Here is a 21,589-nt window from a genome sequence, read left to right as displayed (position 1 = left end):
TTCGACAGGCTCAGCCCGAACGGGTGGGGAAGAGAAAGCGTCTGAGGTAAGTCGCTAATCAGGTCTTTTAGGCCTCCTGCGCTTGCCCAGCAAGCGCGGGCAGCTATTAAATTTGCAGCAATTGCCTGCGCGCCATGCGCTGTTCCGCGGTGGTCAGCGCGCAGGCTGCGGTGCCTGACCCCGCGCCCGCGCCTGTGCGCGGCGCATCCACAGCTTCCAGCCAAACGCCGCCACCACCACCGCCGCAAAGCTCCAGCCCAGCACGCGGGACGCGAGCAGCTCGCCTTCGCGCGCCGCGCCCATGAAGAACAGCAGGAACGCCAGCGCGTGCACCAGCCAGCGCTGCACCCGCACCCACAGCGGCTCGCCCTTGTACAGCCAGGCCAACGCCACATCCACGCACCACCACACGGCAAACACCGTGTCCAGGCGCGGTGCGGAAACGCGGGAGGTGTGCAGGATGCGGCTCCAGTCGTTGCCAAACATCACCACCACCGCCCAGTAGAAGTGCACCGCGAAGGCCAGCAGCGAAGCCGTCCAGAACGCCCGCCACAAGCTGCCCAGCAGAGCCGATTCGCGCCGCACCACAAAGAACGCCAGCGCCGGCGCGGCCAGCACCAGAGCGGCCCAGATGGTGAAAAACGTGCGATGCAAGTCCTGCCGCTGCGCGGCGCTGAAATCCGGCGCCGCGCCGTCGGGCGGCAGCAGCGAGAACAGATCAGTCTGCCGCGTGAAGTAGGCGGCGGCAAATGCCAGCCCGAGCAGGAGTGCCAGCGCGATGCTGGCGATGCGCACGGCGCGGGAAGAAGGGGCAGGGTGCCAGGGAGTCATGCAAACGTCTCGTCAAGGGGGTGGGATCAAGGTTTGCATGGTATGGACTGGCCCCGGTTGGGAGCGTCGGGTAGCCGACGTTGGCGGCTGGGGGGCGAACGGTGTAGTGCGGGTTGTGTCGAGTGCCCGCCAACATTGGTCAGGCCGCCGACCGCCTGACTTAAACCAACAGGCCTCTGCGGAATGCGGGGCGGTTCACCTTTCTTGATTGATCGATCGTGACGATATGTCAGGCGGCTAACGCTGGAGGTAAGCGGGCCAGCGTTAGCTGGTCTGCTTGACCGATTTTTTAGGCACGCTCTCAGAAATGCATAATTGCTCGAAGAGCGGCGCGTGATCCTTGTCGAGCTTGCCATCAGCAACCCATTTTGAAATTTGAGCTCTTGTGAATAATGGCTCATTGAGTTGGATCTGGCGAATGGTTTCTCGGAATAAGTCTTGGCCGAAAGCATCTGTTTTTGCCAAGAGCTCTATGATTTCTATATTCTGATTTTGATAGTGAGATTTCTTGTAAGTGCGCAGCGTTGCTTGTGCAATGCCTGTGACGTTATTGGCTTTGGAAAAGACGTACCAACTTTGTGATCGGACGAATTCTTGAAGTTTTCGCTTTTCATGTGTTTGGTAAACTGCATAAGCCAGTCCGGCAATACCAAGAAGAACGCCAATGACTCCTAAGATGTCAGAAAAATTCATTCGATACCTAACGTTTGAATTCACCGGCCTGCGCGGCTCTTCGCGCAGGTCCGGTGGAATGAGAGGTTAGCCATCAGAGGTTGTACCAGCGGCAAGCAAAAGACGCGACCAAGAACAAAAAGCCGATGCCGAACACCGTGCCTTTGGGACACCGGATTAGAAACTTGAGTACGAGCCCAATTGAAGTAGCCATGGCAACGGGGATCAGATACCCAACGATTGCGGTTAAGAGTTTTGGCATGCCGCCGGCAACGAGGCCGAGCGCGAGCAGCGACAGCAAAACAACAACCCATGGGCCAACTGCTCCACCAATGGCTGGCAGCAGGAACGCAACTACGAGCCAACCCAACAATAGGAAGAGGGCAGAGACAATCAACGACGCAAGATTCTGCGTAGCACTTTGCACACGAAACCTAACATCAGCATCTATCTGTTGGTTCATTGGTATCAACGCGCGCTGAATTGCCGAGTTGATAGGACTTCTCTCCTCCTCTCTGAAGAAGTAGTCCGCGGCCATGAATACGGCTGCGCTCGATTGCAGAAACAAAATTGTGGCTTCGGAGATCATGGTGATGGCTAACGCCCTGAGTTCAGTCGCCGCCGTAGGCGGTCGGCTGCGACGAATAGTTAGACCCGAAGGCCAAAAGGGAGCGCCCAGACTTGAAGACGGGTGCGGCCCATGAAAAGCGCTGCGCCACGGAAGCGGCGCAGCGCTGCAAGAATGATAGCGGGTAGCGCTTGCTGCACAAGCGCTGGAGGCCAAAAGGCTTGAAGCCGACAAAGTGAATGCAGGCGAAGCCCAGCAGAGCACCAAAACCCCCCAAGGAGAAATCTTTGAGAAGGGCGAAGCGCTGGAGTTAATGGCAGCCTGCATAAAGCGAAGTGTGAAGGGACTAACGAACCAAGGTAAGCGGCGGCGTAGCCGTCCGCTTGAGCGCCGAGTTAGCCACGGGGGTCAAAGGATGCAAACCCACTTCTCTGTTCCTTTTTTTGTTTAAGGAAGTGTTCGACGTTGTGTAGGTTCAGCATGTCTTTCGCGTGAACCCGCTCAACTTCCTCCCGGAGTTCCGCAATAGGCGGATAGTTAGATTTTCCGAATTCGATAAGATCTCTTTTGTCATGACTGGCTTTTAGAAACATAATATTAAGTTCCCGAGTTTTTGAGAACACTTCGCTGCTCAGCCAAAGAGGATGGGATGTTGAATCGAGAAATAACTTGTAAACCTCAGTCCAGGTTGCCTCATTCGAAAATACTTGATGGTAAGGCCGCTGGTCATCATCAAGTACAGTCAACTTAAGGGCATTTATCAGCTGCTCTAGCCGTTCATACGCTTCTAATCTGCGCTTAATTATCGTCTTGAAATAATCATTGACATAGTCATTGCGTTTACCACGTAGGCCGAATGCACCTGCTATAAGTGCGCCAACGACACCGGACAGCAGTGAGCTTGAAAAAATGGCAATCCAAAAATCCGGCATAGGGCTAACTAGAAATGGACGACGCCACAACCGCAGCCGTGGGTCTGATAAAAAATTCTGACATCGTTTTCTCCAGATAAATTCATCAAAACCTCATTTAGCCAAGTCTAAGAACTTCAGGATAAAAACCATAACGGGCGCTGTAACGACATGCTACAGCGCCCGTTCTCATCCGCAAAGGGCCGCAGCCCAACCCATCAAGCCTTTTTCTGCACCATCTTGATCACGCTGGAGAAATCTTCCGCGCCATGTCCCGCCAAGCTGTGCGCCGCATACAGGTTGCGCGCCATGCCCCCTAGCGGCGTGGCAGCCTTCACCGCCATCGCATTTTCTTGCGCCAGGCCCAGGTCCTTGAGCATCAAGTCCGTCCCAAACCCTCCCGCATAGCCTTTGCTCGCAGGCGCGGTTTCCATCACGCCCGGGTAAGGGTTGTACTTCTCCAGCGCCCAGTTGCCGCCGGAGCTGCGGCGCATGATTTCGCTGAGCACCTTGGGGTCCAGGCCGTTGGCGACGCCCAGGGCGATGGCTTCGCTGGTGCCGGCCATCAGGATGCCCAGGAGCATGTTGTTGCAGATCTTGGCGGTCTGGCCTGCGCCCACGCTGCCGGCGTGGAAGATGTTGGCGCCCATCTTTTCGAGCACGGGGCGGGCGCGCTCCAGGTCGGCCGCGTCGCCGCCCACCATGAAGGTGAGGGTGCCGGCGATGGCGCCGCCGGTGCCGCCGGAGACGGGGGCGTCGATGAAGGCCACGCCTTTGGCCTTGGCGGCTTCGGCCACCTTGCGGGAGCTGGCGGCGGCGATGGTGGAGCAGTCGATCACCAGCGTGCCTGCGGGTAGCTGGGCCAGCAGGTCGCCTGCGCCCAAAAAGAGGCCTTCCACGTGCTGGCTGGCGGGCAGCATGCTGATGACGACTTCGGCACCCGCCACGGCGGCCTTGGCGTCGGCGGCGATGGGTACGCCGTCTGCGGCCAGCTTGTCGCGCGCGGGTTGCGAGAGGTCAAACGCGCGTACCTCGTGGCCGGCCTTGTGCAGGTTGTGGGCCATGGGGCCGCCCATGTTGCCGAGGCCGATGAATGCGATTTTCATGGTGTGTGTCTCCTGGGTTTGAAAGGGAAAGTTGGTATGGTTTTGATAGCTGCTTGCGCTTGTCCATCAAGCGCAAAGGGCTAAAAATGTTTGATGATTTGTTTGCCTTCAATGGCCCATTCGCACTGAGCCTCTCGAAGAGACTGGGGTAAAAGTGCCCTGGCTTCGACGAGCTCAGCCCGAACGGGGCGGGGGAATCGGAGGCATGCGGTCGAAGGGCTCGGGCCAGAACGTGCCCCGGCTTCGACGGGCTCAGCCCGAACGGTTGGGGGCGGATCTGGGGCATACAGCTGGTGTACCCAATAGGTTGGACATTCATTCGCGGATGTCCGCCCCGCGGCTGGCCAGCTCGGCGCGCAGCACGGACCGGTGGCAGCGCGCCTCGTCCTCGCAGTAGCAGCCTACGGACATGGCGCTGTGGTGCGACAGTGCGGCCAGCAAATCCAGCGTGCGGCTGGCTTCGGGCTGGGTCAGCTCCTTGCGGAACTGCTTGACGAAGGCCTCCCATTCCTTGTCCGTCTGGGCCTGCTGGCCCTGGGCCATCAGCTCGGGGGTGGGGGAGAGCAGGGGGTACCACACGTCGTAGTAGTCGCGGCTGGCGAACTCGGCCTTGGGCACGCCGCGCGGTGGGCGGCGCACGGTGCCGATGCGGGTGCCTTCCTCGGCGGAGCGCGGGGTTCCTAGGCGGACGATGCGAAGGGGCATGGGAGGAGCCTTTCCGGGGCGGGGGTCAGTCGTCGGCTTCGAAGATGCTGTGCTTCTTGGCGGCGGGCTTTTTCGGCTGGGCCGGGGCGCTGGCTGCGGTTTTGGCGGTGGCTTTTGTACGCGCTTTCGTACGCGCTTTTGCCGCGGTCTTGGCGGCCGGGCGGGCGGCGGTGGCTGTTTTCTCGGTGGCAGTTTTCTTTTTCTTCTTGGGTGGCGTGGCCTTGGCGTGGGGGTTGTAGGCCAGGGCTTCGTTCAGCCAGTAGTTCCACTGCGCGCGGGTGGCGTAGCCGTTGGGCTCCACCCAGAAGTAGCCCTTCATGCCGCCGCCGGGGGACAGCTCGCGCGTGTTCTGCATTTCTTGCAGCGCGCCGTGCTGCTCGGGCGGCAGGCGCACCAGCAGGTCTTCGCCCTTCACGCCGATGCACAGCTTGCCGTCCACAAAGAAGCAGTAGCAGCCGAACATGGTGCGCTCGTCCACGTCACTGCGGTGCGCGAGGGCGCTGCGCACGGCGTCGATCAGGTGCAGGGTTTCGTCGCTGAGGGGGCGGGCGGGCATGGTGGGTGGTTCCTGGGGCTGGCTAGGTGCCTGGCTCGGAGGGCTCTGGCGCCCCTACCTCTGGTGGGTGAGGGCGTGAAAACGGCGTTGTATGGGGGCGGCCCCCTCTCCCCAACCCTCTCCCGCGAGGGGAGAGGGAGTAAGCCCCAGCGCCGCAGGCGGGTGTTCCAGTCCAGGGCAGATCGTTCATCAGTCAAATTGGCTTCTAGCGCTTATAGGGAAAGCGCTAGTAGCTATGAAAAATGGAGCAAATGCGCCGCGGGTCATCGAATCACCTCCGGCGCGTCCCCATCGAGCATGCGCCGCGCAATGATGACGCGCATGATCTCGTTGGTGCCCTCCAGGATCTGGTGCACGCGCGCGTCGCGCAGCAGGCGCTCCAGCGGGTATTCGCGGATGTAGCCGTAGCCGCCGTGCAACTGCAGGGCTTCGTTGACCACGTTGAAGCCGGCGTCGGTGGCAAAGCGCTTGGCCATGGCGCAGTAGGTGCTGGCGTCGCGGGCACCGGCGTCGAGCTTGCTGGCGGCCAGGCGCACCATCTGGCGGGCGGCGACCAGCTCCGTCGCCATGTCGGCCAGCTTGAACTGCAGCGCCTGGAAGCTGGCGATGCTTTTGCCGAACTGCTTGCGGTCCTGCATGTACTGCTGGGCCTGGGTCAGCGCCCCCTGGGCGGCGCCGACGGAGCAGGTGGCGATGTTGATGCGCCCGCCGTCCAGCCCCTTCATGGCGATCTTGAAGCCTTCGCCCTCCTGGCCCAGCAGGTGGTTGGCGGGAATGCGCACGTTGTCAAAGCTGATGGTGCGGGTGGGCTGGCTGTTCCAGCCCATCTTGTGTTCCTTCTTGCCGTAGCTGATGCCGGGCGCATCGGCCGGCACGGCAAAGGCGCTGATGCCGCTGGCGCCGGATTGCGCATCCCCGGTGCGGGCCATGAGCACCAGCAGGTCGGTGCTGCCCGCGCCGCTGATGAAGGCCTTGCTGCCGTTGAGGACGTATTCATCGCCCACCAGCTCGGCCCGGGTCTTGAGCGAGGCGGCGTCCGAGCCCGCGCCGGGTTCGGTCAGGCAGTAGGAGGCGAGCTTGTGCCCGCTGGTGAGCTGCGGGCCCCAGAGGCCGCGCACCTCGGGGGTGGCCCAGGTGCCCAGCATCCAGGTGGCCATGTTGTGGATGGTGATGAAGGCGGTGGTGGAAGGGTCCACGGCCGCCATTTCTTCAAACACCAGCGTGGCGTCCAGCCGGGGCAGGGCCAGGCCGCCGGCGGCCTCGGGCGCATACAGGCCGCAAAAGCCCAGTTCGCCGGCCTTGGCGATGGCCTCGCGGGGGAAGATGCCCTCGGCGTCCCACAGGGCGGCGTGGGGGGCCAGCTCGGCCTGGGCAAAGTCGCGCGCCGTCTGGGCGAAGGCGCGTTGTTCTTCGGTCAGCTCAAAGTCCATGGTGTTCGGGTCTCGTCGTCGGTTCTTGTTGTTCTGGGGCAGGGTTCAGGGCTTGGCGGAGGGATGGTCCGGCGTCAGCCAGCGCAGCAGGCCCCGGCGGCGCGCCTGGGTCTCGGCCGTCAGGCACTCGTGGTACAGGCGCGGCCACTCGGGCTCCGACTCGCTGCTGCGCTGTGCCTGCTTGCAGCGCGTGGTGCGCTCGCGCTGCCAGGCCGCCTGCTCCTGGCGCAGCTGCGGCCGTTCGTGGGCCGCCAGCGCCCGCATCACGTCGCCGTAGAGGATGGCGATCTCCGTGTCGGCCGCCTGGAAGGCCTGCACGGCGCAGGCATTGGTTTCTTCCACCGTGCCCGCAGCGTTGCAGGCGGCCCCGGCCTGTGCGTGGGCCTGGGCCCCGACCAGCATCCCGCACGCAGCGCCGAAGACCATGGCCCATCCCCGCATCGTTGTCAGATAAGTTTGCATGCCCCGCTTTTACCACCGACCCCACGGGCCGCGACGGGTGTTCCCCTCCGCATCGCGCAGCCATGCAGGGAAAGGGGGAGCGGCGCAGCCGCGCAGCCGCCCTTGGGGGATTACTTCAGGCTGATCGTCGTGTTCACGCCCTGGCTCACGGTGCTGTCGTCAAACCAGCGCGCCGTCACGGTCTTGGTCTGGGTGTAGAACATCACCACCTGCTTGCCGTAGGGCCCCAGGTCGCCCAGCTTGGAGGCGCGCGAGCCGGTGAACGAGAAGATCGGCACGGGCACGGGGATCGGCACGTTGATGCCCACCTGGCCCACGTCGATCTCTTCCTGGAACTTGCGCGCTGCGGCGCCGCTTTGCGTGAAGATGGCCGTGCCGTTGCCGTTGGGGTTGGCGTTGATGAACTCGATGGCTTCGTCCAGCGTGTCGGCGGCCGCCAGGCACAGCACGGGGCCGAAGATCTCCTGGTCGTAGATGGCCATGCCGGGCTTCACGCCGCTGAAGATGGTGGGGCCCACGAAGTTGCCCTTTTCGTAGCCGGGCACGCTGGGGTTGCGGCCGTCCAGCTCCAGCGTGGCGCCGTCGGCAATGCCGCGTTCGATGAGGCTGCTCACGCGGTCGCGTGCGGCGCACGAGATCAGCGGGCCCACATCGGTGCCCTTTTCGGTGCCGCCGCTCACCTTGAGCGTCTTGGCCTTGGCCACCAGCTCGGGAATCCACTTTTGCGATTCGCCCACCAGCACCACCACCGACAGGGCCATGCAGCGCTGGCCCGCGGCGCCAAACGCGGCGCCGGCCAGGGCGTTCAGGGTCTGCTCCTTGTTGGCGTCGGGCGCCACGATGGCGTGGTTCTTCGCGCCCATCATGCACTGCACGCGCTTGCCGTTCAGGCTGGCGCGGTTGTAGACATGGGTGCCCACCTTGGTGGAGCCCACAAAGCTGATGGCCTTGATGTCCGGGTGGTCGCAAATGGCGTTCACCGCGTCTTCGCCGCCGTGCACCACGTTCAGCACGCCCGGCGGGATGCCCGCCTGCAGCGCCAGTTCGCACAGGCGCATGGTCACCATGGGGTCTTGCTCCGACGGCTTCAGCACGAAGGTGTTGCCCGTGGCAATGGCCATGGGGAACATCCACAGCGGAATCATGGCCGGGAAGTTGAACGGCGTGATGCCCGCGCACACGCCCAGGGGCTGCAGCACGGTGTAGGTGTCTACGCCGCCCGCCACGTTGTTGGCCAGCTCGCCCAGCTGCAGGTTGCCGATGCCGGCCGCGTGCTCCACCACCTCCAGGCCGCGGAACACGTCGCCTTCGGCGTCGGGCAGGGTCTTGCCTTGCTCGGCCGTCAGCAACGCTGCCAGCTCGCCCATGTGCTCGCGGATCAGCTGCTGCAGCTTCAGGAAGATGCGCGCACGGGCGCCGATGGGCGTCTTCTTCCAGGTCTTGAACGCCTCTTTGGCGCTGGCCACGGCGGCGTTGATTTCTTCGGGCGTGGCAAAGGGCACGCGGGCCAGCACCTCTTGCGTGGCCGGGTTCACCACATTGCGCCACTGGGTGGACTTGGAATCGACAAACTGGCCGCCGATCAGCAGCTTGACGGTGGGGGCCAGGGCGGCCACGGGGGCGGGGGCATTCATGCGGTTGTCTCCTCGAAGGGGGTGGGCCTGTGGTCAGGCGGTCCGCGCATGGTATGCGTGCAAATATGTAATTTCAACTGCGCAAACTGCAACCTGATTGTGCTTTTATGCACAGGCTCCGCTGTGGCGCGCTGCGCTGGCGCATTGGACGGCGCAGGCAAAAAAAGGGCCGGCCCCATGGGCCAGCCCCTTTGCGTATTGCTGCGGCTGCGCGGCTTGCGCCGCCTTCAGTTTCTCGACGGGTAGATCCCTTGCAGGGCAATGATGAAATTCATGCCCAGGTAGGGCTGCATGATCGAAAACGGCTGGCTGCCGCCCGAAATCCCGGCGGTCGCGCTCAATTGCACGTTGCCCGATGGCGCAAACTGCGCGCTGCGCTGGTTGGAGGCTGCGGGAACGGAGCCATTGGCAGGCGCGTCCAGGGTGCCGATGGCAGACGAGGCCGGGACCGACACCACATGGTTGTGCGCGGGCATCTCCGTAATGATGAGGGTGTGCGTGGGGCTGCCCGATATCTCGCCAAGGTCTACTGGAGGTAGCCCTGGCCCCTGGCCCGTACCGACCGGAACCCGGCCCCGCAAATCGGGCAGCGCGAAGGTGGTTTGCCCATTGCCGCCGTAGGTCGTGCCCACCAGGGAGAAGAGGGCAGTGTTCTGGGCAATGGACATGATTTGCCCCATGCAAAAGGCCCAACCGCGGGGAGCAAAGTTGCCCGCAAACATCCGGATTTCAGCAATAAACGGTTCACTCATAGCAATTCCTCATCATCAAGTCAGAAAGTAGCCGGTGGTCCATCCGCCGCGCGCGCGAGACGCAGCCGGCAAGACCGGTGGATGTTGGTGCTGCAGCCCGGCGCTGGCAGATGCGGCCGTGGCGTGCCACAGCGGGCCGGCGCTGTCCTGGCCTGCGTCCTGCCAGCGGCGCTCGCCACGCGGCCCAGCCAACGGGGCGGCATGCAGGGCGGCCCATACGTCTTTTGCGCTGGCGCCAGGGTGCGCTGCGGCGAGGGCCGCGCCCAGGCTCGCGCCAGCTTCTGCGCCCAGCAGCGCAGCGGGCGTCCATGCCAAGCCGGCGCGGGTGAAAAGCCCGGCCCATGGCTGGGGCGCGCGCTCCGCGTCAGGCCAACTGCCCACCGTCCAGGCCGGCAGGCCTGTGTCCGGCGAGGCCAGCCACGGGAAGCCCGCCAGCGCGCTGCGCGCAGGCCGCTGGGTGCGCCACCACTGGCCGAAACGCTGGGCCTGGCTGCCCGAGAAGAGGGCGACCACCACGTCCGGCTGCAGGGAGACGGTGGCCTCGCGCAGGCCGCTGAACTCATGGGGCTGCTCGGGGGTGCCCGCGATATGGCGCCCGACAATCTGGCCGCCCAGCGTGCGCCAACGGTGCTGGAAGGCCTGGACAAAGTCATAGCCCGACTCGTGCCAGCCCAGGGCCAGGAACGCGCGCGGCCCGCACTGGCGATAGACCTGCTCGGCCAGCGCGCACGCCATGGGACACAGTTCCAGGCTGTGGCGCACCTGCCAGGGATGCCGGTGCGCGGCCTGCCCGGCCTGCACTGGCATATCCGCACCGCTGTCGCTGATCCACAGCGGGATTCCGCGCGGCCCGGCCAGCGCCGCCACGTTGTCGGCCAGCAGGGGGGGCATCCAGCCCACCACGGCGTCGAACTTTTCCGTGCGCAGCTTGGCGTCGATGGCGCGGGTGGGCTTGGACGGCAGCGGTCCTGCGCTCAGCCAGTCGATCGACACCTGCCCGGCGCCGGCCTGGGCCAGGCCCAGCTCGACGCCCCGGCGGTAGTCGTCCGCCAGCTGCGGAAGCTTTTCAGAGGCCGGGGCAACCCCCAGGATGCGCCAGCGCGTGGGCGCGCGCCCGGCTGGCGCGGCAAGGGCACGGGCCCCCGCCGGCAGGCCGGCCGCCATGGCCGCGCCGCTGCTGGCAAGAAAGTGGCGCCGGGGCAGGGCGGTGGTCATGGCAAGGCCTCCTCGGATTGGGGGCTGGTGGCTGTGCCGTGGGCACGCCGCAGGTCCTGGAGCGCTTGGTAGTGGGGCGTGATCCATTGCGCGGTCACGGAGTGAAGAAGATCGCTGGCCATGCTGTGCTTGGGTAAGGTGTCCGGAACGTACGGCTGGTGGGGGTGTTTGCTGTGCCGTGTAAGGCGCTCGCGCATGCGGGCGTGGTCCTGCGGCGGCACGTGCCACCGCATGTGGGGCAGCACCTGGTCGATGATTGCGCCGGGCAGATCGGCATGGTCCAGCAGGAGCGTGCGCGCGGGCGCGAACTCCCGCACCATGGCCGCGTAGATGGCGCCCAGCACGCGGGCGCAGTACTGCTCGGTGGGCATGCGCAGCTGGTCTTCGGCGGCGACGCCGTCCAGGAAGTCGCCCAGGCTGCCGGGCACCAGGAAGAATCCGCGCTCGCGCATCTGCGACACCATCACCGACAGCGGCTCACGGGCCAGGAACAGCCAGGGGGCGTTGGGCCAGGCCTCGGCAACCAGGGCGGCATGGCGGGTATTCCACGCGTCCATCTTGAGGCTGCAGGACTGAAGGGCCGGACTGGCCGGATCACTGCGCTGTGCCCAGGCGCTGTTCCATGCCCGCAGCGCCTGCACCGTGGTGGCCCGGTCGAGCAGTCCCTGGGGCAGCGCCACGCGCAGCAGATAGTCCACCGGCGCGGGTTCGGACAGCTGCAGGTGGTGCGGGCTCTCGGCCAGGGTTTGCGTGATGAGGGTGGAGCCGCAGCGCGACACGTGGAACGTGATGAGCGACGGCGCCAGGCCCGGAGACTGTGCGTGCCAGGCCAGCAGGTCTTCCAGTGGGGTTTGCCGGCGGAAGGCCTGGTGGAACGGATGCCGCATCTGGCGCTGGATGCTGTCCTGGAAAAACGGGGCCAGCAGGGGCTCGTCCCCCAGGCGCATCCAGTCCACCTGCACACGGCCCGCGTGCGTGTAGAACCGGATGGGGCGCCAGCCGCTGAAATTTACAGCACCCATTGTTCTGTCCATGCGCGGCGCCCGGCCTTCATGGCCGATTCCACGTCCGAGGGGTCAAACGGGAAGCCCGCCGCGGCGCCCAGGCGCACCGATGCTTCCTTGAACTCCGCGGGGTCCGAAATGGCGCTCAGCCGCGCCGCACAGTCGGCATCGGTGCCGACGAAGTCCCGAAACCGGAGAAAGGCTTCCCAGGGGTCGCTGGCGCCGGGCAAGGGGTCGCCGCGGTCTCCTTGCGCGAACGCTTCGGCCAGGCGGGCATCCACCGCCGCATCCGCCACCAGGTGGATGCGTGCCAGGTCGCCGCGGTTGCGCACGCGGTGCGGGCGGGACACATCGATGTACCAGCACTCGCCCTCGCGCAGCGGCACACGCTCGCCGTCCACGTGGAAGAAGACGCGCTCCCCGGTCTGCAAGGGAACGTGCAGCCGGGCTTCGCCGCGCGCGGCGTTCAAGCCGGCATCCACGTGCTCCTTGATCTCGCAGCCCGGCAGCAGGCGCATGAGGCGCACGGACTTCCAGGGCAGTGCCATGGCCTGCAGCATGGCGCGCAGCGTGGGCACCTGTGCCAGCGCCGGCGCTTCCTCATAGGCCGAAGGCGGTGCCTCCAGCGGCACCACGTCCATGGCGGCGGCCGGCGCGTAACGCAGGGCCAGCGCCTGCCACCCGCCATCGTGGCGGCCTTCGTTGAAGTGGGTGCGCCACAGCGTTTCCGGCAGAGCGTTCACTTCCGCCAAGGCTGCGGCGGTGTCGAACCGCCACGGCAAGCGGGTGGTCGGAACGGCCCGCAATCCATCTGGCTGCGGCCATCGCTCGGCAAAGAGCCCGGGAGCGGTCATTGCGCGCAGATGGCGTAGGACGAACAGGAGGTGGTCTGGGTTGCCTCGCGGTAGGAGTTCAGCAGCTGAACCGTCCAGCTTTGCACGCCCACCCCGCACGTACCGCCGGATGTCGGGAAGCTGGAGGCGACGAACACCGCGCCGGCATTGTTGCCGCCCACGCTGTTGGCGCCCTGGTAGCCACCGCCGATCACCTTTTCGCCGGCATTGCAGCAGGCGATGACGGCGCAGGTGTCTGCGTTGCCTGCAGCCGTGGCGGACCGCACGGTCACCACCAGCGCGCTGCCCGCAGGGCCCTGGGGACCGGTCGCTCCGGTGGCGCCTGCGGCTCCGGTCGGGCCGGTAGGCCCGGTAGCGCCCGCGGCACCGGGGGTTCCTGGTGTGCCCGAAGGGCCGGCAGGGCCCGTGGCCCCAGTAGCGCCGGTCAGCCCGGCGGGGCCGGTGGCCCCTGTGGCACCTGTTGCGCCGGAGGGCCCCGTCGCGCCGGTGGCCCCGGTGGCGCCTGCGGGGCCGGTGGCCCCGGTGGCCCCCGTTGCGCCGGTGGCCCCCGTGATGGCGCCCGCTGCGCAATGCCCCAGCCGGCCGGACGGACCGTCAAAGCACAGCACATTGGCATTGCTGCTGGGCGTGCCGCCCAGGCTGGGCATGAACACGTCGCCACTGTCTTGAACCCGCAGGCGCTCGGCGTTGGCGGGGCCCTTGACGACAAACCCACCGCCTGGCGGCGGCGTGACGCTGACGTCGGCCGCATGGACCGTCAAGGAAGCCAGTGCCATGCAGGCCTGACCGGCCCAAAGCGACTTGTGCAGGAAAGCGGTACGTTTCATAAATCCCTGGAATGAACGAGGCAGATAGGCGGGGGAGCATCGCAGCGATGCCCCGGGCGGGGGCCGGGCTCGCAAGGCCCTTGGGCTCTGGCGGTTCGGTCAGCGCGGCGGAGTGTGCAGTAATTTGCATTTGTTGTAAATTTTTCTATGACCTGTGTCATGGGACTGCGTTATCAGGGCGATCCCGCCTGCGGCAGGAGCCAGGGCGTGCGCAAGGCTGCGGGCCCGAAAAGGACCCTGGCGGGGCCCACAATCCGGGCATGGACTGGGACCACTTCCGTTACTTTCTTGAACTGGCGCGCGCCGGCACTCTGGCAGGGGCAGCCCGGCGGCTGGGCGTGGAGCACACCACGGTGTCGCGGCGCCTGCAGGCGCTGGAGAAGCAGGTGGGCGCGCCCCTGTTTGCGCGCGAGTCCGGCGGGCACCGGCTGACCGAGGCCGGGCGCCAGCTGCTGCCGCAGGTGGAGGCCATGGAGGCGGCGTTCCTGGCCATTGAAAACGCCACGCCGGGCGTGCGGCAGGGCCTGCACGGGCTGGTGCGCATCGGCACCACCGAGGGGTTTGGCAACCTGGTGCTGGCGCCCCAATTGGCCCGTTTTGCGCAGGATCACCCCGGCCTGGTGGTGGACCTGCTGGCGCTTCCACGCCTGGTGCACCTGTCGCGGCGCGAGGCCGATATCGTGATTTCGCTGGAGCGGCCAGCCCGCGGGGCGGTGCTGGTGGTCAAGCTCACCGACTACGTGCTGCAGCTGTATGGCGCCCGCGACTACCTGGCGCGCCACCCGCCCATCCGCACGGCCGATGACCTGCGGGGCCACGCCTTCATCAGCTATGTGGACGACCTGTTGTTCAGCAAGGAGCTCCAGATCCTGGACGAGCTGCACCGCCCGGCGAACTTTGTGCTGCGCAGCACCAGCGTGCTGGCGCAGTACGAGGCCGCCCGGGCCGGCACCGGCCTGGCGGTGCTGCCGGCCTTCGTGGCCGCGCAAGATTCGTCGCTGGCCCCGGTGCTGCCGCAGGTGGCGCGCTTCCAGCGCACGTTCTGGATGTCCATGCCGGCCGAGAACAAGCATGTGGCGCGCATGCAGGCCACCTGGGCCTTTCTGCGCGAGGCCGTGGCGGCCCGGCAGGGGCTGCTGTTGCCGGCGCCCGATGCTGGATAGGGTGCTATACAAAACAGAGCGCCAGGCGACGCGCCGACGCCATGGATATGCCGGCGGAGACTGTCAACGGCCGCCCGGTGCGGCGGTCGCCTTCCACTCGGCTGGAACCCATTCGTACAGCGGGCTCGGGTCGCGCTGCCAGCCCTGGGGCGCTGGCAGCCGCCCGGCGCCCGGGGCCGCGCCGGTGGGCCCGGTGTCGATGGACGCCAGCTGTTGCATCCAGGCGATGTTGACCGTGCCGTCGGGCGCGGGCTGCGAGAAGATCAGTGCAAGCATCCTGCGGGCTTTTGGATCGCCGCCGCCTGCGGCGATCTGGTACAGGCGTATGGCTTCGGCGTAGTTGGCGGGAACACCGTCCCCCTGGTGGTAGCGGCGGGCCTGGTCGTACCAGTCGGCCGCGCTGCGGCGCGCCACGGGAACACCGTTCGCGGCGCCCGAGCGGATGCGGGCTGCCAGCAGGCTGGCGTTGGCGGCCGCGGCTTCCGACCGCGCGGCTGCAGCCTGGAATTGGGCCAGCGCCTTTTCCGTGTCGCCTGCGGCCAGGAACTCCAGCCCCAGTTCGTTGCGCGCCGAGGCACTGCCCGCGCGGGCGGCATCCAGCAGAAGTTTTTGCAGCGCGGCAGGGGAGGGAGGGGGCGCAGCTGCGGGCGTCCCGCCGCGTCCTGCGAGCGTGGGGGATGCGTTCTCGTGAGGGGAGATCGGAGCCATCGCCTTCGCCGCGTACCACTGCAGGTACCGGGCCAGCCCGCCGTCCGTGCTGCGCAGCTGCGCAATCCAGCGCATGGCGACGGCAGGGTCGGGCGGCTTGACGCAGCCGCTGAGCTGGCACCACGCCAGGCCGGCGGGCGCCAACGGGTGGCCCAGCAGGTGCGCGCGTTCAAACCAGTGCTGGGCCTGCGGCGGGTCCGCGGGCATGGCAAGGCCGTGAAGGGCCAGCAGGCCCAGCAGCCAGGCGGCGTCGGCCGGGGCGAGGTCGCCTGCGTTGCGTTGCTTGTGCGGAGGTGGACCGTCCGCTTGCGCGGTGTTGCGAAGCGTCTGCAGTGCTTTTTCCCGTGCTGGGTCGTCTGGCCCTGCGGCGCGGGGCGATGGGTCGCCCAGCACCGGGCGTTCGACGGGGAACTCGGCCGGTGTGGGAAGTGCCTGGGCCGACGCCTGCACGGGCGGCGCGGGCACCCACAGGCATGCGCAGGCCAGTACAAGGCTGGCGGGCCGCCAACGCCACCACGCGCCGCAAGGCGAGGGGTGCGGGAGGGCCGGGCGGGCAGCGGCGGCGCCGGGCACCGCACTCCCCCGTTGGCGTGGCCTGGTACCGGATGCGTGCATGTCGCCAGTGGGGCTGAGCGTGCCGTACCACTTACTTGCGTGCGGCGGGTTGCGCGGCCGCGGCAGGCATCACGCGGCGGGGCACCACATGCCAGTACACCGCGTTGCCCGTGTATCCCTGCGGGCCCACGGCCGCTGCGAAGGCCTCGTTCACGCGCTCAAGCGCCTGGTAGTCCTTCACGGGCTTGAGGGGGGCGCCGCGCAGGGCCTCGGGCAGGCGGGGCGTGCTGTCTTCGTCGGTGGCAAAACAGGCCACGCCTTCGGTGCCGGGGCTGGCCGCGTCCATGATGAAGCCGGGGTTGGGGCTCATCCAGTCGGGGATGCGGATGGCTTGATTGGCCGACACCCAGCCTGTGGGATTGGCCTGGTTGGGCAGCAACCGGATGACGGTGCCGGTGGCATCGGCCAGATAGCACTGCAGGTAGGACGCCCGCGATACCGTGGCCGACAGGAAGATCTGTTCGCCCACTTCAAACGCCGTGCGCTCGAGCAGCACGTTCTCGATCTGCAGGTCGATGGTGCGGTCGGGCGCTGCCGCGCCGTAGCGCCATGGCGCCCGCCCGCCGAACACTTCGGGCGCGGTGGTCGCAGGGGGGCCGGCGGCGGCATCCGCCGAGGCGACTGTTTCGGCCACGGGCTCCGCATGCGTGCTGGCCCAGCCGATGCGGGCCAGCGTGCCATCGGCGGACAGGCCGACGAAGTTGCGCAGTGCGCGTTCGTAGGTGGCGAAGTCCACCACGCCGGTCACCACCATGCCGTTGTCCGCCTGAAAGCGCGCCAGGGCTCTGCGCAGGTCCGGGCTGTTGTCGGGCACGGGCGTTGCGCTGGGGGCGAGGTAGCCTTGGCTGGCCAGCGACCGCGCGATGAGCTGCGTGCGCACGGCAGGGGAGCCCTCGTCGAACCAGTCGCGCAGCTGGCGCTGGAAGTCGGGGTGGTTTTGCTCCAGCGTCAAGCACTGCCAGTACGGTACCCGCGCCCACTTGCCGATGAGCTCGATGGTGGCCAGGTCCACCAGCGTGCGCACGGCGCCGCCCGAGCCCTGGGTGTAGTCGCGCCCGACGTTGAACTGCACGCCATAGGTGCCGATGCGGCCCGCCAGATCGATGCCCTGGCCGCCATTGCCGATGATGACCTCGTTGGCCGAGTCCAGCCCCGGGATCAGCGTGCGCGTACGGAAGTCGCCCAGGTGCATCTCCAGGCCGATGATGGTGGCGTTGCGGCTCTGGCTGTATCCGAGGTCGACGCGGGGGCCGGAAAGCCCGGCGTCGAACCGATTGTTGATGACGTTCTGGTCCACAAAAGAGATGGAGCCCGACAGGTACAACGCCGGCCGCTGGAGCTGCATCTGGTTGTTGTTGAGCAGGATCGTGGTGAGGTTTTGCACCGTGTCCTGCCGCGCAATGTCCACCTCGTAGTCGACAAAGCGGAACGCATTGCTCAGCCGCGACATCTGGGACAGCGCGGTGATCACCATGTCCTTGGTGGCCACGGTCACGCGGGTGGAATAGTCAGGGATCTGCTTGCTGGTGATGAGCGTGGTGGGCAAGCGTGCATCGCGCAGCAGGTGGTCCATGCACATCAGCGAATCGGAAAAGCTGGAGATGGAACGCGTGGGGCGCACCACGGGCCGGTCGGTGATGGAGGCCATGCCCTGGAATTCCTGGTCCTTGCGCGGATCACGCGGGGTGGCGCAGCCAGCAAGCCCGAGGACCACGGCCAGTGCCAGCAGCACCCTGCGGAGTTTGGCGGGGTCGGGCCCCGCCCAGAGGAAGGGGCCGGAGCGGGCCGGGCTGGCGGTGGGGCGCATGGGGATCTCCTCGGTACCGGAGCTGTGCCGGGCAGAACGGGCTATTTGCAGATGTTGACGAGGTCGCCGCGCAGAACGACGACTTGCGGGGCCTGGTTTGGACCGTACCGGCCCGCGCCAGCGGCGCCCCCTGCCACCGTATTGCTCCCCACCTCCTGCACGCAGGTCTTCTGCATGCCCTGCGCATTGGCGGTGGTCACGACATCGTTCTGCGTGGCCACGCCGGCCGGGTCGTCCGAAAAGGCTTTGGCTTCGTACCGGGCAATGCGGGCACGCAGCCACGACGGCATGGTGCCGGGGTTGTCCAGTCCGGTGGATTGCGCGGGTGCACCCGTGGGCTGCATCTGCACGGTCAGCTTCTTGGTGAGGACCACCGGGTCTTCACCGGGCGCCTGGGCGCCGGCGGGGGCTGCAGCGAAGGCGGCTGCCAACGCAGCCGCACCTGCCGAACGCAGCGCGTTGAAAAGTGTGCGCATGGAACACCTCGAGAAAACGGGAAGTCCGCAATGGGAACCTGGCCTGCGCCCTGCGGGGGGCAGTGCACCCGGTGCGCGCCTTGGCATGCGCGCGACCGGGCAGCGATGCAGCGCCCCGAGCCGGCCACTCTAGGCCCGCAGTGCGCTGGCGGTTGCCCTGGGGTTCAGTGGGGCCAGCCGGAGGTCTTGGTGGGCTGGCAGGTGAAGCAGGCGTTGTTGCTGGCGATGTTCTGAACCGCCTTGCTGTTGCTGCCGCTGGACAGGTTGTTGACCGACGAGCCGAACATCGCGGTGAACTGCTGCGAGTTGCCGCTGATGGTGACCTCGCCCACGTTGGACGACAGGTTCTGGCTGGCATAGGCGTCGCTGCCGCTGGCCGTGTTGGTCACGTTGCCGCCCACGCCGGTGACGGTTTGCACGGAGTTGCCGCTGATGGAGACGTTGCCGGTATTGGATGCCAGGTTCTGGAACGCTTCGCTCTTGGCGCCCGTCGAGTTGTTGCTGACTGACACGGAGGTCAGCGACACCGACTGGGTGGAGTTGCCAGTGATGGAGATTTCCGGGTTCGATGCGACAGGGCCGGTGGCGAGCGCAGCGGTGGCGAGGGTGCTCAGGGCAATGAAAGCAAGGGTTTTCATGACAGTTCCTTTGGGAATGAACATCGGCACATGCTGCAGCCCCAGGAGAAGGCGGCGCAGCGTTGGGACAGGGCTTGCGGCCGCGATCTCCGAGGAGGCCGGGAGCCGTGGGCGCTGTCTGGTTTCAGTGTGGTTCGGGATCTGTCTTGCGCGAATCCGCTGAACAAGGTAGCCGGATCGGTGGAGCGTTGCCGCTTCGGGGCCGCCATTTGCCTGCCGTAGTTGACCGAGGGTCCCCCTGTTTGAACGCAGTGCACCCGGCGCCGCAGATCTGCAATTTCAGGTAGTAACTATTTGTAACGTTTGTAAGTTGATTATTTGATGATGGATTTCAACCATTTTTTAGCGCATCTTGCAGGCCGGCTGCTGCATTGGCGCGCGACCACGGCGCCCGCAAGCGCCTTACGGGATCTCTGGAAAGCCCGGCGGGGTAACGATTGTTTGAAGACGCAACGGACGCACACACAAGGAGTTTTCGGGAATGAACCACTGGCAAACGGGCACCTCTTCGCCACCGCCTTCGGTCGACCTGGCCGATCTGGGGGTTGCGACCACGGACCCACCTTCCGCCTGGGTACCAGGCCAATTCGATACCTTCGACAATCCTCCCTCCGTATGGCCGGCTTTTCTGGCGGGGCAGAAAGCCAGCCCTGTGCGGGTGGTGCTGGTCGACGATGACGCGCATGTGCGCCTGGTGATCGCCCAGGACCTGATGGCCGATCCCCGCACTTTGCTGGTGGGGCAGGCGGGCAGCGTCCGGGAGGGGCGCAGGGTGATCAAGCAGCAAGAGTTCGACGTGCTGCTGGTGGACCTGAATCTGGGCGATGGCGACGCTTTCGATCTATTGCAGCAGCTGCGGGCCTCGCGGCCTTCCGCCCAGGCCGTCGTGATCTCGGTCATGGAGAACGACGAGCAGGTCATGCGTGCTTTTGAACTGGGCGCATCGGGCTACGTGACGAAGAACTCCTGGTTCCGCAACTACGCGCAGGCGGTGTTGCAGGTCGCCAATGGCGGGGCCTCCATCACGCCCAACATTGCTCGCAGGCTGCTGCAGCGTTTCGACCGGGCCCGAGGCGCAGAGACCAAGCGCCGGCAGCCCGACGAGGTCGAGCGTCTGTCGGTGCGCGAGAAGGAGATCCTGCGCATGGTGGCCAGCGGCTACACCAGCGACGAGGTGGGCGCGCGCTTGCTGATCAGCGGCATGACGGTCAACACCCACCTGCGCAACATCTACCGCAAGCTCCAGGTGCGCACGCGCGCCCAGGCCGTGCGCTTTGCTTCGTTGCGGGGGCTCTTCTAGCCGGCGTCGGACGGGGTCGCAGGTGCCAGAGCAGCCCGCCAAACCACCCGGTTTCACCCATGTTTCGTACCCGTCCGCCGTGGTTCGCCGCAGTGTGCATCGGCACCTGGCTGCTGCAGTTTGCGCTGATGACCGCAGTGGCTCTCTGGCGGGAAACCACCAGTGGGCCGCAGCATCGGTGGCTGGAGCTGGCCGCTTTGGGTACCACGTTGGTGCTGGGCGTCATGCTGCTGGTCCAGTTGCCCCGGGCCCTGCAATGGCGTCCCCGGCTCAGCGTGCGGCCCAGCGCCGAAGTTCTGGCACAGCGGCGGCGCATTGCCCGGGACTTGCATGACAACGTGGGCTCGCAGCTGGTCTTCGCGTTGGCTCTGCTGGAATCCTCCGAAGACCGGGATCAAGTCCGGGCTGCGCTGGAAAAATGCCTGCTGGACCTTCGGCTGCTGACCGATGCCATGGGCGGCGACGACGCATCCTTGGCCGACCGTCTTGCGCAGTTGCGCTACCGTATCGGCCCCGTGCTTGCGCAGCGTGGTATCCGCATGTTCTGGAACGTGGAGGTCGCCCCCGAAGCCGATTTCCCGCACCGAGACAGCGCCGCGCAACTGGTCGCCATCGTTCAAGAAGCGCTGAGCAACGCCCTGCAGCATGCCCAGGCCACCGAGATCGAATTGCGCGCAAGCACCCTGCCGGACCCCGCATGCTGGTGCCTCGAGATCCGCGACAACGGCCAGGGTTTGGCATCGCCCCACGGGGGCTCGGGAATGGCGGGGATGGCCCACCGGGCGATCCTGGCTGGCGGCGCATTGCACGTGCTGCCAGGTGCGCAGGGCGGCACATCGATCCGGGTGGTGATCCCGCTGACCGGCCGGATGGACTGAACGGCGCGGGGGCGCACCGGCTCATCCCTGCATGGGCTTCCGGTGCCTGGGTGGTGTGGCGCTGTCCACGCACGGGATGCAAGCGCTGCAGCCCTTGGGCTCCCTACCTGTTGACACCCTAAAACCCGCTGAAAGAAAAAAGAAACGGCCGGGACTCGGCCGTTTCCTTGGGGGCTTGCCGCGGCAACAGGGACAGGAACCCCGGTTGCCGCCGGCACCGTCATATCCGTCCCATCAGCAGCAGGATGACCAGAATCAGCACCACCAGCCCCACACCGCCGCTGGGCCCATAGCCCCATGAGCGGCTGTGGCCCCAGGTGGGCAGCACGCCGATCAGGATGAGGATCAGAACGATCAGGAGAATCAGCGAAAGCGACATTGCGGTTCCTTGTTGTGGATTGCGGTGTGTGCATTGTTGGCACCGCTGCGCACAGGCCCCGCAGGCGCGCCACCCGCCGGGCGGTCAGCCGTTTCCGA

Annotated in this window: 24 protein-coding genes and 1 pseudogene; 3 read left to right on the top strand and 22 right to left on the bottom strand. The window is 66.3% G+C overall.

Annotation, left to right across the window (positions count from 1 at the left end; genetic code table 11):
* Positions 1-153 precede the first annotated feature (153 nt).
* The 17 genes and pseudogenes from ACOYR3_RS13135 to ACOYR3_RS13055 all read right to left on the bottom strand — a co-directional run bounded on the left by ACOYR3_RS13135 (position 154) and on the right by ACOYR3_RS13055 (position 13,527).
* Positions 154-831 (bottom strand): hypothetical protein, encoded by a 678-nt coding sequence (locus ACOYR3_RS13135; protein ID WP_422842816.1) that lies wholly within the window; start codon positions 829-831, stop codon positions 154-156.
* A 264-nt stretch (positions 832-1,095) separates the two neighbouring features.
* Positions 1,096-1,524: a hypothetical protein gene (locus tag ACOYR3_RS13130; protein WP_422842815.1), complete on the bottom strand. Its 429-nt coding sequence runs from the start codon at positions 1,522-1,524 to the stop codon at positions 1,096-1,098.
* Positions 1,525-1,597: 73 nt separating this feature from the next.
* A complete protein-coding gene (locus ACOYR3_RS13125) occupies positions 1,598-2,092 on the bottom strand; it encodes a hypothetical protein (RefSeq protein ID WP_422846651.1) in 495 nt (164 codons plus the stop codon).
* 22 nt (positions 2,093-2,114) lie between these two features.
* Positions 2,115-2,222, bottom strand: coding sequence for a DUF1010 domain-containing protein (locus ACOYR3_RS13120; protein WP_422846587.1), 108 nt, complete (start codon positions 2,220-2,222; stop codon positions 2,115-2,117).
* Between the two features lie 32 nt (positions 2,223-2,254).
* A pseudogene (locus tag ACOYR3_RS13115) lies at positions 2,255-2,398 on the bottom strand (hypothetical protein); the annotation flags it as partial.
* A gap of 68 nt (positions 2,399-2,466) precedes the next feature.
* Complete coding sequence (locus ACOYR3_RS13110) at positions 2,467-3,003, bottom strand: hypothetical protein (RefSeq protein WP_422842814.1); 537 nt, start codon at positions 3,001-3,003, stop codon at positions 2,467-2,469.
* 197 nt (positions 3,004-3,200) lie between these two features.
* On the bottom strand, positions 3,201-4,088 hold the full coding sequence (gene mmsB / locus ACOYR3_RS13105; protein ID WP_422842813.1) for a 3-hydroxyisobutyrate dehydrogenase: 888 nt from the start codon (positions 4,086-4,088) through the stop codon (positions 3,201-3,203).
* A gap of 315 nt (positions 4,089-4,403) precedes the next feature.
* Positions 4,404-4,793, bottom strand: a complete 390-nt coding sequence (locus tag ACOYR3_RS13100) for a DUF488 domain-containing protein (RefSeq protein ID WP_422842812.1) — start codon at positions 4,791-4,793, stop codon at positions 4,404-4,406.
* Between the two features lie 25 nt (positions 4,794-4,818).
* Entirely contained in the window at positions 4,819-5,349 is a 531-nt protein-coding gene (locus ACOYR3_RS13095; RefSeq protein ID WP_422842811.1) for a TfoX/Sxy family protein, read from the bottom strand.
* Positions 5,350-5,612: 263 nt separating this feature from the next.
* Positions 5,613-6,779, bottom strand: a complete 1,167-nt coding sequence (locus ACOYR3_RS13090; RefSeq protein ID WP_422842810.1) for an acyl-CoA dehydrogenase family protein — start codon at positions 6,777-6,779, stop codon at positions 5,613-5,615.
* Between the two features lie 45 nt (positions 6,780-6,824).
* On the bottom strand, positions 6,825-7,205 hold the full coding sequence (locus ACOYR3_RS13085) for a lysozyme inhibitor LprI family protein (protein WP_422846586.1): 381 nt from the start codon (positions 7,203-7,205) through the stop codon (positions 6,825-6,827).
* Positions 7,206-7,351: 146 nt separating this feature from the next.
* The gene (locus ACOYR3_RS13080) at positions 7,352-8,875 is read right to left on the bottom strand and encodes a CoA-acylating methylmalonate-semialdehyde dehydrogenase (RefSeq protein WP_422842809.1); all 1,524 of its coding nucleotides are present in this window, start codon (positions 8,873-8,875) and stop codon (positions 7,352-7,354) included.
* A gap of 227 nt (positions 8,876-9,102) precedes the next feature.
* Complete coding sequence (locus ACOYR3_RS13075) at positions 9,103-9,627, bottom strand: phage tail protein (RefSeq protein WP_422842808.1); 525 nt, start codon at positions 9,625-9,627, stop codon at positions 9,103-9,105.
* 15 nt (positions 9,628-9,642) lie between these two features.
* Entirely contained in the window at positions 9,643-10,842 is a 1,200-nt protein-coding gene (locus tag ACOYR3_RS13070; RefSeq protein ID WP_422842807.1) for a hypothetical protein, read from the bottom strand.
* Entirely contained in the window at positions 10,839-11,864 is a 1,026-nt protein-coding gene (locus ACOYR3_RS13065; RefSeq protein ID WP_422842806.1) for a sulfotransferase family protein, read from the bottom strand. The genes ACOYR3_RS13070 and ACOYR3_RS13065 overlap by 4 nt, the downstream gene beginning before the upstream one ends.
* Entirely contained in the window at positions 11,852-12,700 is an 849-nt protein-coding gene (locus tag ACOYR3_RS13060) for an aspartyl/asparaginyl beta-hydroxylase domain-containing protein (RefSeq protein WP_422842805.1), read from the bottom strand. Before ACOYR3_RS13060 ends, ACOYR3_RS13065 begins: the two co-directional genes overlap by 13 nt.
* On the bottom strand, positions 12,697-13,527 hold the full coding sequence (locus ACOYR3_RS13055; protein ID WP_422842804.1) for a hypothetical protein: 831 nt from the start codon (positions 13,525-13,527) through the stop codon (positions 12,697-12,699). Before ACOYR3_RS13055 ends, ACOYR3_RS13060 begins: the two co-directional genes overlap by 4 nt.
* 260 nt (positions 13,528-13,787) lie before the next feature.
* Here ACOYR3_RS13055 and ACOYR3_RS13050 point away from each other — a divergent pair, with 260 nt between their 5' ends.
* The gene (locus ACOYR3_RS13050) at positions 13,788-14,690 is read left to right on the top strand and encodes a LysR family transcriptional regulator (RefSeq protein ID WP_422842803.1); all 903 of its coding nucleotides are present in this window, start codon (positions 13,788-13,790) and stop codon (positions 14,688-14,690) included.
* Between the two features lie 63 nt (positions 14,691-14,753).
* On the opposite strand, the gene ACOYR3_RS13045 is transcribed toward ACOYR3_RS13050, so the two are convergent.
* From ACOYR3_RS13045 to ACOYR3_RS13030, 4 genes are all read right to left on the bottom strand, one after another.
* Entirely contained in the window at positions 14,754-15,863 is a 1,110-nt protein-coding gene (locus ACOYR3_RS13045; protein WP_422842802.1) for a hypothetical protein, read from the bottom strand.
* 181 nt (positions 15,864-16,044) lie between these two features.
* A complete protein-coding gene (locus ACOYR3_RS13040; protein ID WP_422842801.1) occupies positions 16,045-17,820 on the bottom strand; it encodes a DUF4384 domain-containing protein in 1,776 nt (591 codons plus the stop codon).
* Positions 17,821-17,861: 41 nt separating this feature from the next.
* Positions 17,862-18,296: a hypothetical protein gene (locus tag ACOYR3_RS13035; protein WP_422842800.1), complete on the bottom strand. Its 435-nt coding sequence runs from the start codon at positions 18,294-18,296 to the stop codon at positions 17,862-17,864.
* Between the two features lie 164 nt (positions 18,297-18,460).
* Positions 18,461-18,934 (bottom strand): hypothetical protein, encoded by a 474-nt coding sequence (locus tag ACOYR3_RS13030; RefSeq protein ID WP_422842799.1) that lies wholly within the window; start codon positions 18,932-18,934, stop codon positions 18,461-18,463.
* A gap of 481 nt (positions 18,935-19,415) precedes the next feature.
* Between ACOYR3_RS13030 and ACOYR3_RS13025 the strand changes: the two genes are divergently transcribed.
* Together ACOYR3_RS13025 and ACOYR3_RS13020 are read left to right on the top strand one after the other, a co-directional pair.
* Positions 19,416-20,234 carry a LuxR C-terminal-related transcriptional regulator gene (locus tag ACOYR3_RS13025; protein WP_422842798.1) on the top strand — a complete coding sequence of 273 codons (819 nt, stop codon included), beginning with the start codon at positions 19,416-19,418 and terminating at the stop codon, positions 20,232-20,234.
* Between the two features lie 59 nt (positions 20,235-20,293).
* Positions 20,294-21,112, top strand: coding sequence for a sensor histidine kinase (locus ACOYR3_RS13020; protein ID WP_422842797.1), 819 nt, complete (start codon positions 20,294-20,296; stop codon positions 21,110-21,112).
* A gap of 220 nt (positions 21,113-21,332) precedes the next feature.
* On the opposite strand, the gene ACOYR3_RS13015 is transcribed toward ACOYR3_RS13020, so the two are convergent.
* Positions 21,333-21,491 (bottom strand): DUF3309 family protein, encoded by a 159-nt coding sequence (locus ACOYR3_RS13015; RefSeq protein WP_291484101.1) that lies wholly within the window; start codon positions 21,489-21,491, stop codon positions 21,333-21,335.
* Positions 21,492-21,589 lie beyond the last annotated feature (98 nt).

This window comes from Acidovorax sp. M2(2025), from assembly GCF_049330835.1.
GTDB lineage: Bacteria > Pseudomonadota > Gammaproteobacteria > Burkholderiales > Burkholderiaceae_C > Acidovorax.
Note: the sequence above shows the minus strand (reverse complement) of the source record. Positions and strands in the feature narration are given on the sequence as shown.